At 67.8% G+C, this 11629-nt stretch carries 10 protein-coding genes and 2 pseudogenes; 8 read left to right on the top strand and 4 right to left on the bottom strand.

The window, feature by feature from the left end; all coding sequences use genetic code 11:
* Positions 1 to 150, bottom strand: a pseudogene (locus A5764_RS28180) (ribonuclease Z); the annotation flags it as partial.
* A gap of 176 nt (positions 151 to 326) precedes the next feature.
* On the opposite strand from A5764_RS28180, the gene A5764_RS08265 reads away from it, so the two are divergent.
* Entirely contained in the window at positions 327 to 755 is a 429-nt protein-coding gene (locus tag A5764_RS08265; protein WP_067111443.1) for a CBS domain-containing protein, read from the top strand.
* A gap of 91 nt (positions 756 to 846) precedes the next feature.
* Here the strand turns inward: A5764_RS08265 and A5764_RS08270 are convergent, their stop codons facing one another.
* Positions 847 to 1446, bottom strand: coding sequence for a type II toxin-antitoxin system PemK/MazF family toxin (locus A5764_RS08270; RefSeq protein WP_067111446.1), 600 nt, complete (start codon positions 1444 to 1446; stop codon positions 847 to 849).
* Between A5764_RS08270 and lepA the strand changes: the two are divergent.
* Together lepA and A5764_RS08280 are read left to right on the top strand one after the other, a co-directional pair.
* Positions 1423 to 3421, top strand: a pseudogene (gene lepA / locus A5764_RS08275) (translation elongation factor 4). The gene A5764_RS08270 and the pseudogene lepA sit on opposite strands and share 24 nt — an antisense overlap.
* Positions 3422 to 3423: 2 nt before the next feature.
* Positions 3424 to 4173: a sensor domain-containing protein gene (locus A5764_RS08280; protein ID WP_067111449.1), complete on the top strand. Its 750-nt coding sequence runs from the start codon at positions 3424 to 3426 to the stop codon at positions 4171 to 4173.
* A 7-nt stretch (positions 4174 to 4180) separates the two neighbouring features.
* Here A5764_RS08280 and A5764_RS08285 read toward each other — a convergent pair whose 3' ends face one another.
* A complete protein-coding gene (locus A5764_RS08285; RefSeq protein WP_067111452.1) occupies positions 4181 to 6217 on the bottom strand; it encodes a glycoside hydrolase family 15 protein in 2037 nt (678 codons plus the stop codon).
* Between the two features lie 58 nt (positions 6218 to 6275).
* Positions 6276 to 7496, bottom strand: a complete 1221-nt coding sequence (locus A5764_RS08290; protein WP_067111455.1) for an FAD-dependent oxidoreductase — start codon at positions 7494 to 7496, stop codon at positions 6276 to 6278.
* A 54-nt stretch (positions 7497 to 7550) separates the two neighbouring features.
* Here A5764_RS08290 and A5764_RS08295 point away from each other — a divergent pair, with 54 nt between their 5' ends.
* The 5 genes from A5764_RS08295 to A5764_RS08315 form a co-directional block, all read left to right on the top strand.
* Complete coding sequence (locus tag A5764_RS08295; protein ID WP_067111458.1) at positions 7551 to 7745, top strand: hypothetical protein; 195 nt, start codon at positions 7551 to 7553, stop codon at positions 7743 to 7745.
* A gap of 316 nt (positions 7746 to 8061) precedes the next feature.
* On the top strand, positions 8062 to 9108 hold the full coding sequence (locus A5764_RS08300; RefSeq protein ID WP_082951579.1) for a sulfate ABC transporter substrate-binding protein: 1047 nt from the start codon (positions 8062 to 8064) through the stop codon (positions 9106 to 9108).
* Positions 9105 to 9983 carry a sulfate ABC transporter permease subunit CysT gene (cysT, locus tag A5764_RS08305; RefSeq protein WP_067111460.1) on the top strand — a complete coding sequence of 293 codons (879 nt, stop codon included), beginning with the start codon at positions 9105 to 9107 and terminating at the stop codon, positions 9981 to 9983. The genes A5764_RS08300 and cysT overlap by 4 nt, the downstream gene beginning before the upstream one ends.
* The gene (cysW, locus tag A5764_RS08310) at positions 9980 to 10795 is read left to right on the top strand and encodes a sulfate ABC transporter permease subunit CysW (protein ID WP_067111462.1); all 816 of its coding nucleotides are present in this window, start codon (positions 9980 to 9982) and stop codon (positions 10793 to 10795) included. Before cysT ends, cysW begins: the two co-directional genes overlap by 4 nt.
* A gap of 21 nt (positions 10796 to 10816) precedes the next feature.
* Positions 10817 to 11629 (top strand): sulfate/molybdate ABC transporter ATP-binding protein (locus tag A5764_RS08315; RefSeq protein ID WP_067111464.1); only part of this gene is annotated, 813 nt, incomplete at its 3' end.

An 11629-nucleotide genomic window follows, 5' to 3' on the forward strand; every position in this document is an offset into this window, starting at 1 on the left:
GCTGCAGCGCGACGCCGCGCCGCGCTGCAGCACCCCCCGCCCGCAGTCCACCAAAAACACCTGCCCGCCGGCGCGCACCAGGGTGGACGGCCCCGCTCGGTTCGGGTCGGGGAGGGGGCTTCCGGTTCCCAGCAGGGTGATCTCGATCATGGTCCCATCCTGGCAAGCCCGGCGAGCGCGCAGGCGCGTTTGGGCGATCCGCCAAGGTTTGTTCGGTCGGCTTGGGGGTATGGGGGTCGTGGTTGCCGCTTCTCGTATCGGCTTTTGCGCCGGGCGAGTTAGCCGTAGCCTGGTGTGAAGCAGCTCACAACCGGCTGGAGGCCCAGATGCGCATTGCGGACGTCTTGCGGAACAAGGGTGCGGCGGTGGTGACGATCAACCCCGACGCGACCGTCCGGGAACTGCTCGCCGGCCTCGCCGAGCAGAACATCGGCGCGATGGTGGTGGTCGGCGCCGACGGGCTCGTCGGGATCGTCTCGGAGCGCGACGTCGTGCGTCAGCTGCACCGGCACGGGCCCAGCGTGCTGTCCGGCCCGGTCTCCAAGATCATGACCTCGGCGGTGGCCACCTGCACGAAGTCCGACACGGTCGACGCAGTCAGCGTGCTGATGACCAAGAACCGGGTGCGACACGTCCCGGTGCTGGACGGCAAGAAGCTGATCGGCATCGTCAGCATCGGCGACGTGGTGAAGACCCGAATGGAAGAACTCGAGGCCGAGCAGCAACAGCTGCAGTCCTACATCACGCAGGGCTGACCGTCCGGCACGCCGAACGTGTACTCAGCGCGAAAATTTTGCCGTTTTCTCGCAGTGGTTACACGCTGGGCGCAGGGCTGATTGCCCGGGGCTAGCTCCACAAGTACTCGGCGCGCAGCCTCGCGGCCACCGCCTCGAAGATTTCGCGCTCCAGGATCGCGCCCTCGCGCCGAATCCCCTCCTCGGGCACGTCGAGCACCCGGTCCAGCCGCACCCAGCTTTGTCTGCCCTCGTAATCCCATGCCCCAGAGCCGATCCCGACCCAATCCCGGTCGCCCGCATGGCGCTCCTGGCTGGACACCATCAACCCCAGCAGCACGCGGCGGTCACGGCCCACGACCAGGACCGGCCGGTCCTTGCCGCGGGTGGGGTCGTCCTCGTAGGCCACCCACGTCCAGACGATCTCCCCGGGATCGGCCCGGCCGTCGAGGTCCGGGGCGTAGACCAGCTTTCGCGCCCGCTGCGCGGTGGGGAAGCTGGTGCTGGTCACCGGCCGGCCCGCGGTGATCTCGGCGGGTGCCGGCGCGACCGCGGCGATGACGTTCGCCGTGATCTTCACCGCCTGCTGCAATTCGCGCAGGATGGTCTGCGAGTTCTGCATTTGCCGAACCAGCCGCGGAGCCCGGTCGAAAACCAGGTTCTCCGCGAACCGCTGAAACGTCTTCCACTGAGACTTCCGTGCAGACGCCATATTCGGAGCATAGACGCGCCAATTGTGTCCGGGCCGCGACGCGTGGATACGCTGGACCTACCCCCGAACGGCCCGTCTGGCGGGCGCAAAACCCGTCCATCAGGAGATTCCCATCAGCAGTTTGGCCGACAAGACCTTCACCGCGCCGGCGCAGATTCGGAATTTCTGCATCATCGCTCACATCGACCACGGCAAGTCGACGCTGGCCGACCGGATGCTGCAACTGACCGGCGTGGTCGACGAGCGCTCGATGCGGGCCCAATACCTGGATCGCATGGACATCGAGCGGGAACGCGGCATCACCATCAAGGCGCAGAACGTGCGGCTGCCGTGGCGCGTCTCGGACAAAGGCCAAGACACCGATTACGTGCTGCACCTGATCGACACCCCGGGCCACGTCGACTTCACCTACGAGGTGTCGCGCGCGCTGGAGGCCTGTGAGGGGGCCGTCTTGCTGGTCGACGCCGCCCAGGGCATCGAGGCACAAACGCTGGCCAACCTCTACCTGGCGCTGGACCGCGACCTGCACATCATCCCGGTGCTCAACAAGATCGACCTGCCGGCCGCCGACCCGGACCGCTACGCCGGTGAAATCGCCCACATCATCGGCTGCGAACCGGGCGACGTGCTGCGGGTGTCCGGCAAGACCGGCGAGGGCGTGGCCGACCTGCTCGACCACGTGGTGCGTGAGGTGCCGCCCCCGCAGGGCGACGCCGACGCGCCAACCCGCGCGATGATCTTCGACTCGGTCTACGACATCTACCGCGGCGTGGTGACCTACGTCCGGGTGGTGGACGGCAAGATCATCCCGCGCGAGCGCATTTTGATGATGTCTACCGGCGCCACCCACGAGCTGCTCGAGGTCGGCATCGTCTCGCCCGAACCCAAGCCCAGCGCGGGACTGGGCGTGGGTGAGGTGGGCTACCTGATCACCGGGGTCAAGGACGTCCGCCAGTCGAAGGTCGGCGACACCGTGACGACGGCGCGGCGCGGCGCCACCGAGGCGCTGACGGGCTATCGCGAACCCAGGCCGATGGTGTACTCGGGCCTGTATCCCGTCGACGGTTCGGACTACCCGGACCTGCGCGATGCCCTGGACAAGTTGCAGCTCAACGACGCCGCCCTGACCTACGAGCCGGAGACATCGGTGGCGCTGGGTTTCGGCTTCCGGTGCGGCTTCCTGGGCCTGCTGCACATGGAGATCACCCGCGAGCGCCTGGAACGCGAGTTCGACCTGGATCTGATCTCGACGTCGCCCAACGTCGTCTACCGCGTCGAGAAAGAGGACAATACCGAGATCGTCGTGACCAACCCGTCGGACTGGCCCGAAGGCAAGATCCGAACCGTCTACGAGCCCGTCGTGAAGACCACCATCATCGCGCCCAGCGAGTTCATCGGCACCATCATGGAGCTCTGCCAGTCGCGGCGCGGCGAGCTAGGGGGCATGGACTACCTGTCTCCCGAGCGGGTGGAGCTGCGCTACACCATGCCGCTCGGCGAGATCATCTTCGACTTCTTCGATTCGCTGAAGTCGCGCACCCGCGGCTACGCCAGCCTCGACTACGAGGAGGCCGGCGAGCAGGAGGCCCAGCTGGTCAAGGTCGACATCCTGCTGCAGGGCGAGGCCGTCGACGCGTTCAGCGCGATCGTGCACAAGGATTCGGCGTTCGCCTACGGCAACAAGATGACCACCAAGCTCAAGGAGCTGATCCCGCGCCAGCAGTTCGAGGTGCCGGTGCAGGCGGCCATCGGCTCGAAAATCATTGCGCGGGAAAACATTCGCGCCATCCGCAAGGACGTGCTGTCCAAGTGCTACGGCGGTGACATCACCCGCAAACGCAAACTTCTGGAGAAACAGAAGGAAGGCAAGAAGCGGATGAAGACGATCGGGCGTGTCGAGGTGCCGCAGGAAGCGTTCGTCGCCGCGTTGTCCACCGACGCCGCCGGAGACAGTCTTTCCAAGGGCAAGAAGTAGCCATGCGAATAGTCGGACCGGTGGCGTCGCTGACCCTCGTCGTCGCGTTGGCCGCCGGCTGTGGCGGCGTCGTCGAGGGCACGGCCAAGCCGGCGCCCAATCTCAAGCCGCGACCGCTTGCCGGGCAAACCGTCCGGCAGGTGCTGCTCGACGGCGCCGCGCTGTCGCGAATGCTCAACCAGCCCTTTGTATCCCGCAAGCCGGGCGATTTCGGCGGCGCCGAGAAGCTCTACACATCGCTGCCCCCGGGTGATTGCCTGGGTGTGACGGCGATGCTGCAGAAGAGCGTCTACCAGGACGCCGACGTCAGGGACCTCGCGTCGGAGTCGTGGTGGAACAACGGCGAGCCGGCGCAGGTGATCAGCGTGATCGAGGGCGTCGTCGCGCTGCCCTCGGCCGCGCAAGCCCAGGCGCTGTTCGCGAAATTCGCGCAGCAGTGGGACCGGTGCAGCGGCATGACGACGACGGAACAAAGCGGTCCGATCAGCACCACGAACGCCATCAGCGACGTCCGCGTTGCCAATTCGACTGTGGCCGCGACGAATACGGCGACGTCGGTATTGCCGAACATGCCCGCCCTGCGGCCCACGCCGCAGGCGCGCGCCATCGGCGTCCAGTTGAACTGCCTCATCGAGGTCCAGGTGGTGTTCTTCGGCGAGCGACGCTCCTCGGACCCGGGGTCGGCCGACGTCAACACCAGCGCCGTCGACGTCGCGCACGCCATGATGGACAAGGTGAACGCGCTGAGCTGAGGCGTTCCTACACCGGTGCGTTGGCCGGCTGGAACGAGCCGGAGCCGTCGGCTTCCTCCTCGGCGCGGATCACATGGACCACCGCGTTGATCAGCGCCAGGTGGGTGAACGCCTGCGGGAAGTTGCCCAGGTGCCGGCCGGTGCGCGGCTCGATCTCCTCGGCGTACAGGTGCAGTGGGCTGGCGTAGGACAACAGCCGCTCGCACAGCCGCTTGGCGCGAGCCACCTCGCCGATCTCGACCAGCGCGGACACCAGCCAGAACGAGCAGATCGTGAACGTGCCCTCCTCGCCGGACAGCCCGTCGTCGGTCTCCTCGACCCGGTACCGCAGCACCAGGCCCTCCTCGGTGAGCTCGTTGGCGATCGCCAGCACGGTGTTGCGCACGCGCGGATCGTCCGGCGGCAGGAACCGGGTCAGCACGACCAGGAGCAGCGAGGCATCCAGCGCGTCGCTGCCGTAGCGCTGGGTGAACACCCCGCGCGAGTCCACTCCGTGCTCGAGGATGTCGGACTTGATCTCATCGGCGATGGCGCGCCACTGCTGGGCGTAGCTCTTCTCGCCCTGCCGCTCGGCCAGCTTGGCCCCGCGGTCCAGCGCCACCCAGCACATCACCTTCGACGAGGTGAAGTGCTGCGGCTCCCCCCGGACCTCCCAGATGCCGCGGTCGGGTTCGCGCCAGTGCTTGATCGCCTCTTCGACCTGCTTCTTCAGCACCGGCCACAGGGTCTCCGGGATCTGCTCGCGCGATTTGGCGTGCAGGTAGAACGAGTCCAGGATCGAGCCCCAGATGTCGTGCTGGACCTGGTCGTAAGCGCCGTTGCCGATCCGCACCGGGCGGGCGTGGTCGTAACCGGACAGGTGGTGCAGCTCGTCTTCGACCAGGCTGCGCTCGCCCCCGACGCCGTACATCACCTGCAGCGGGTGGCGCTCGTTGCTGTTGGCGCCGGAGACGTCGGCGATGAACGCGAAGAAGTCGTCGGCCTCGCGGTCCAGCCCCAGCGTGTAGAGCCCCCACAGCGCGAACGTCGAGTCGCGCACCCACGCGTAGCGGTAGTCCCAGTTGCGTTCGCCCTGCGGGCTTTCGGGCAGCGACGTGGTGCTGGCGGCCAGCAGCGCGCCGGTGGGGGAGTACGTCAACCCCTTCAGCGTGAGCGCGCTGCGCTGCAGGTACGCCCGCCACGGGTGGTCGGGGAAGTTGCCGATATTGATCCACTGCCGCCAGCACTCGGTGGTCTGCCACATCTTGTCGGCGGCCTCTTCATAGGTCTGCGGCGCCGGGTGCTTGGTCCAGCTCAGGGCGACGAACACGTCGTCGCCCTCCTTCATCCGGGTCCGCGCCCGGGCCTCACGGCCCTCCAGACCGATCCGCAGGTTGGTCGTCAGCCGCAGGGTGGGGTGGGCGTCGGGCTGCCGGCTGCCCCGGGCGATGGCCTCGCCATACGCGTTGGCCGAGTACTCCCAGGTGGCCCCGACGCGGTGGTAGTCGAACGCCGGCTCGCAGCTCATCATCAGCTCGACGGTGCCGCTGACGCAGCGCACGGTGCGCAACAGGATGTGCTCGGCGTCCCAGTCCATCGGGGTGCGCCGATGGGTCCGCGATCGGCGCTCGATGTCGTGCCACGGGCCCATCACCAGCGCGTCGCGCACGATCAGCCACCCCGTGGGGGTCTGCCAGGTGGTCTCCATGATCAGGCTGCCGGGAAGGTAGCGGCGGGCCGAGGGCACCGACACGCCATAGGGGCCCAGCCGGAAGTGGCCGGCGCTGCGGTCCAGGATCGCGCCGAACACGCTCGGGGAATCCGGCCGCGGCACGCAGAGCCATTCCACCGACCCGGCCGGAGAGATCAGGCACGTCGTCTCCCAGTCCGACAGGAACGCGTAGTCGGCGATGGGCGGGAACGGGTTCCGCAGCGACCCGGTGGGCGCAAGGGGCCCGGGAGCGTTGAAGTCGATCGGGGCCAGGGCGGCGTCGGACACCGATTCGAAGCCCTCCTCGGGGGCGCCGTTGGTGGGCTGGTCGGCGGGTTCGGCGTGCAGGACCATCCCGACATCATCGACTGTCGAGCAGCCCCGCGTCCATTTTTTGCGCCAGATGTGGCGCCTATCCGGCCCGCCTGGCGAACGCGGGCGCGTGTTCCGGTAGCGGGCCGATGGCCACCATGTAGCCGATGAAGCGCCGCAACGCCAGCGTCCGGCTCACCAACAGCACGCCGCGCGGCGGTTTCGGTTCCCCTCCGGCGACCGCCGCCGCGATGACGTTGGCGTGGATCATCCGTTGCGCCCCCTGCAGAATCGCCGTCGGCAGCCACCGGCGCAGCTGCACCCGCGCCAGCTGGCGGGTGGACACCGGCCCCGCGCGCAACGGGGCTGCCAGGATCCGGGCCGCGGCCACCGCGTCGGCCACCGCCAGGTTGATGCCGACGCCGCCGACCGGCGACATCGCGTGCGCCGCGTCGCCGATGCACAGCGCACCGTCGGAATACCAGCGGGGGAGCCGATTGAGTTGCACGTCAAGCAGTTTCACGTCGTCGAACGACGTCACCGTGTCGACGCGGTCGGCGACCCAGGGCACCATGCCGACCAGCGCCCGGTGCAGTGCCTCGATGCCTTGGGCGCGCAGCTCGGCGTCGCTTCCCTTCGGAATGATGTAGGCGATCTGGTAGTAGTCACCGCGGTCGATCATGATCGTCGCGTGCCCGGCGCGCAGCAAGCCCGCCAGCCCGCTCGGATCGTCGGGCCGCCGCGGCAACCGGAACCACCACACGTCCATGGGGGCGCCGAAGTTGCGCGGCGTCAGGCCCAGCGCCGAGCGCACCGTCGAGGAACGGCCATCGCAGGCCACCGTCAACTCGGCGCGCATTTCCTTGGTCTCGCCGGTGGGGTCGCGGTAGGCCACGCCCACGACGCGGCCGCCCTCGCGAATCACCCCGATCACCTCGGTGCTGCGCAGCAACGTGAAGGTGGGCTCGGCCTCGGCGGCCGTGGCCACCAATTCCAGGAAATCCCACTGCGGCACCAGGGCGATGTGCTGGTGGGGGCCGGGTAGGCGGGTCAGGTCGAGACTGACCGGTACGCCCTGGATTTCCATGCGGACGGCGTCGATGAGGCGATGCGGAAGCTGGGCGAACTGCGACCCGAGGCCGAGTTCGTCCAGCAGCCGCAGGGTGCTGGCGTGCACCGTGTCGCCGCGGAAGTCGCGCAGGAAGTCGGCGTGCTTTTCCATCACCGTGACGGTTACGCCGGCGCGGGCCAGCAGCAGGCCCATGATCATGCCCGCCGGCCCGCCGCCGGCGACCAGACAGGTCGTACGGTCCGGGGGCATGCGCCGATCTTGACACATTGGTTTTACGGTGTCGGGGCGAATAGGCTGAGCCCGATGAACGGGTTCCTGAACTGGTGGGACGGGAACGAGCTCTGGCTGTCCGGGCTTGCCTTCGTGCTGCAGGCCATGGTGGTGATGCCGGTCGTTTTGGTGGTGGCCTACCTCACCGCCGTTGCGCTCGACGGCCTGCTGGGCAAGGGCATCCGGTTGATGCGCCGCGCCCGGCACGCCGACGGGACGCCCGGGTAGCGCGCATGCCTCGCTCGCACGTGACGCTGATTCTGGTCACGCTCGTCGTCCTGGTGATCGTCGCCTGGTTGCTGACGCACTGAGGGCTGCTTCGGACGCCTTGCGGTGGCGGGCCAACGGATTCCTGTTAGGCTTCGCGACATGCAGGCGGCGTCGGGCGTTTTGGAATGCTCTGTCGTCGTGCACTGTTGTCGCTGACTCCCAACCCCATGCGCGGTCTGGTGTGGAGTCGTGAATTCCTCACGTTTTAGCGCCTTTCCAAACTGGTCCGACGCATCGGGAACATAACCACAAGTCCCGCAGTGAAAGGCCAGCAATGTTCGACGACATCGGCAGCGCGCCCCGCCGGCGGCCTGCCCGGCTTGTCGGGGCGCTCGCGCTGATCGCCGGTGTCGTCGCCGCGTGTCACGGCGGACCCAGCGACGTGGTGGGCGGCGGTGGGCTCGCCAACGCGCACGCGAGCATCACCCTGGTCGCCTATTCCGTCCCAGAACCTGGGTGGAGCAAGGTGATTCCCGCGTTCAACGCCTCCGACGAGGGCAAGGGCGTGCAGGTGATCACCTCGTATGGCGCCTCCGGCGACCAGTCCCGCGGTGTCGTCGACGGCAAGCCGGCCGACGTCGTGAACTTCTCCGTCGAGCCGGACATCACGCGGTTGGTCAAGGCCGGGAAGGTCTCCAAGGACTGGAACACCGACGCCACCAAGGGAATCCCGTTCGGGTCGGTGGTCACGCTGGTGGTGCGCAAGGGCAATCCGAAGAACATCAAGGACTGGGACGACCTGTTGCGGCCCGGCGTCGAGGTCATCACGCCCAGCCCGCTGAGTTCGGGGTCGGCGAAGTGGAATTTGCTTGCCCCGTACGCCGTCAAGAGCGAAGGCGGCACCAATAGCCAGGCCGGCGTCGACTTCATCGGCAAGTTGGTGCGCGAACACGTCAAATTGCGCCCCGGATCGGGACGCGAAGCCACCGATGTCTTCGTCCAGGGCAGCGGGGACGTGCTGATCAGTTACGAGAACGAGGCCATCGCCACCGAGCGGGCGGGCAAACCGGTCGAGCACATCAACCCGGCGCAGACGTTCAAGATCGACAATCCGGTGGCGGTGGTCACCACCAGCCCGCACCTGGACGCCGCCGTCGCTTTCAAGAACTTCCAGTACACCGCCGCGGCGCAGAAGGTGTGGGCGCAGGCCGGCTTTCGGCCCGTCGATCCCGCCGTTGCCGCCGAGTTCCGCGACCGCTATCCCGTGCCGGCCAAGCTGTGGACGATCGCCGACCTCGGCGGGTGGGCGGCCGCGGACCCGCAGCTGTTCGACAAGAACACCGGCAGCATCACCAAGATCTACACGCAGGCCACCGGATGACCAGCCTGATAACGCCGGACCCCGAGGCGATCCGGCCCGAGATCGACGGTGAGGCCGGGCAGCAGCCATGGGGGCGGCGACGCGCGCGCGGCGCCACGTCGCTTCGGGTCGGCGTGGCGACCCTGTGGCTTTCGGTGATCGTGCTGCTGCCGCTGGCCGCCATCGCGTGGCAGGCCGCGGGCGGCGGCTGGCACGCCTTCTGGCTCGCGGTCACGTCGAACGCCGCGCTGGAGTCATTCCGCGTGACGCTGACGATCTCCGCCTGCGTCACGGTCGTCAACCTCATCTTCGGCCTGCTGATCGCCTGGATGCTGGTGCGCGACGACTTCGTCGGCAAACGGCTCGTCGACGCCATCATCGACCTGCCGTTCGCGTTGCCGACCATCGTGGCCAGCCTGGTGATGCTGGCCCTGTACGGAAACAACAGCCCGGTCGGCCTTCATCTGCAGCACACCGCGTGGGGCGTGGCGGTGGCGCTGGCCTTCGTCACACTGCCGTTCGTGGTTCGGGCCGTTCAGCCCGTGTTGCTCGAAATAGACCGGGAGACCGAGGAAGCCGCGGCGTCGCTGGGCGCCAGCGGCCCGAAGGTCTTCACCTCGGTCGTGTTGCCGTCGCTGACACCCGCCTTGTTATCCGGTGCGGGCCTTGCGTTCTCGCGAGCGATCGGCGAATTCGGCTCGGTGGTGCTGATCGGTGGGGCGGTGCCCGGCAAGACCGAAGTGTCGTCACAGTGGATACGGACGTTGATCGAGAATGACGACCGTACCGGCGCCGCCGCGATATCCGTTGTGCTGCTCGCGATTTCGTTCTTCGTGCTGTTCGCCTTGCGGATCGTGGGCGGGCGCGCCGCCAAGCGTCAGGAGTTGGCCCCATGACGTCCTCGTCGGCCCGCGCCCGCTACCTGATCCGGCTCGTCGCGCTCGCCTACATCTTCGTGCTGCTCATCGTCCCGGTGACGCTGATCCTGTGGCGGACGTTCCGGCCCGGGTTCGGCCAGTTTTTGGACTGGGTCAGCACACCGGCGGCGCAATCGGCGCTGGATCTGACGTTGCTGGTCGTCGCCATCGTGGTTCCGCTCAACGTGATCTTCGGCATCCCGACCGCGCTGGTGCTGGCGCGCAACCGGTTTCGCGGCAAGGGGGTGCTGCAGGCGGTCATCGATCTGCCGTTCGCGGTGTCACCGGTCATCGTGGGCGTGGCGTTGATACTGCTGTGGGGGGCGGCGGGGGCCTTCGGGTTCGTCGAACGAGACCTCGGGTTCAAGATCATCTTCGGCCTGCCCGGCATCGTGTTGGCCAGCATCTTCGTCACCCTGCCCTTTGTGGTCCGCGAGGTGGAGCCGGTGCTGCACGAGCTGGGAACCGACCAGGAGGAGGCCGCGGCTACCCTGGGTTCGGGCTGGTGGCAGACGTTTTGGCGGATCACGCTGCCGTCCATCCGGTGGGGCCTGACGTACGGCATCGTGCTGACCGTCGCGCGCACCCTGGGCGAATACGGCGCGGTGATCATCGTGTCGTCCAACCTGGCGGGGAAGTCGCAGACGCTGACATTGCTCGTCTCAGACCGCTACAACCGCGGCGTCGAGTACGGCGCCTACGCGCTGTCGACGCTGCTGATGGGGGTTGCCGTGCTGGTCCTGATCTTCCAAGTGGTTCTCGACGTGCGCCGGGCACGAGCGACAAAATAGGCCCGACAAGGAGACTCGTACATGAGCGATAACCAAGCACAGCGCGACCTCGCGATCGTGGTGCGCGACGCATACAAGCGCTACGGCGACTTCGTCGCGCTCGACCACGTCGACTTCGTCGTGCCCGCCGGTTCGCTGACGGCGCTGCTGGGTCCCAGCGGTTCGGGCAAGTCGACCCTGTTGCGGGCCATCGCCGGGCTGGACCAGCCCGACAGCGGAACGGTCACGATCAACGGCCATGACGTCACCCGGGTGCCGCCCCAGCGCCGCGGCATCGGATTCGTGTTCCAGCACTATGCGGCGTTCAAGCACCTGACCGTTCGCGACAACGTGGCCTACGGACTGAAGATCCGCAAGCGGCCCAAGGCCGAGATCAAGGAGAAGGTCGACAACCTGCTGGACGTGGTGGGGCTGAGCGGTTTTCAGACCCGCTACCCCAACCAGCTCTCCGGCGGCCAACGGCAGCGCATGGCGCTGGCCCGGGCGCTGGCCGTCGACCCGCAGGTGCTGCTGCTCGACGAGCCCTTCGGCGCACTGGACGCCAAGGTCCGCGAGGATCTGCGCGCGTGGTTGCGCCGCCTGCACGACGAGGTGCATGTCACCACGGTGCTGGTCACCCACGACCAGCAGGAGGCGCTGGACGTCGCCGACCGGATCGCCGTGCTCAACAAGGGCCGCATCGAGCAGGTCGGATCCCCGACCGAGGTGTATGACTCCCCGGCGACCACGTTCGTGATGTCGTTCCTCGGCGCGGTTTCCGAGCTGAACGGCGCGCTGGTTCGCCCCCACGACATCCGGGTCGGCCGCAAGCCCGACATGGCCGTCGCCGGCGGG

This window comes from Mycobacterium sp. 852002-51057_SCH5723018, assembly GCF_001667035.1.
Taxonomy (GTDB): Bacteria; Actinomycetota; Actinomycetes; order Mycobacteriales; family Mycobacteriaceae; genus Mycobacterium.

What these genes read in the sequence shown, in the direction of transcription:
- A5764_RS08290 (WP_067111455.1), bottom strand. Translation starts at nt 7,496, where the DNA reads ATGCCCCCGGACCGTACGACCTGTCTGGTCGCCGGCGGCGGGCCGGCG.
- cysT (WP_067111460.1), top strand. Translation starts at nt 9,105, where the DNA reads ATGACCAGCCTGATAACGCCGGACCCCGAGGCGATCCGGCCCGAGATC.
- A5764_RS08295 (WP_067111458.1), top strand. Translation starts at nt 7,551, where the DNA reads ATGAACGGGTTCCTGAACTGGTGGGACGGGAACGAGCTCTGGCTGTCC.
- cysW (WP_067111462.1), top strand. Translation starts at nt 9,980, where the DNA reads ATGACGTCCTCGTCGGCCCGCGCCCGCTACCTGATCCGGCTCGTCGCG.
- A5764_RS08285 (WP_067111452.1), bottom strand. Translation starts at nt 6,217, where the DNA reads ATGGTCCTGCACGCCGAACCCGCCGACCAGCCCACCAACGGCGCCCCC.
- A5764_RS08270 (WP_067111446.1), bottom strand. Translation starts at nt 1,446, where the DNA reads ATGGCGTCTGCACGGAAGTCTCAGTGGAAGACGTTTCAGCGGTTCGCG.
- A5764_RS08300 (WP_082951579.1), top strand. Translation starts at nt 8,062, where the DNA reads ATGTTCGACGACATCGGCAGCGCGCCCCGCCGGCGGCCTGCCCGGCTT.
- A5764_RS08280 (WP_067111449.1), top strand. Translation starts at nt 3,424, where the DNA reads ATGCGAATAGTCGGACCGGTGGCGTCGCTGACCCTCGTCGTCGCGTTG.
- A5764_RS08265 (WP_067111443.1), top strand. Translation starts at nt 327, where the DNA reads ATGCGCATTGCGGACGTCTTGCGGAACAAGGGTGCGGCGGTGGTGACG.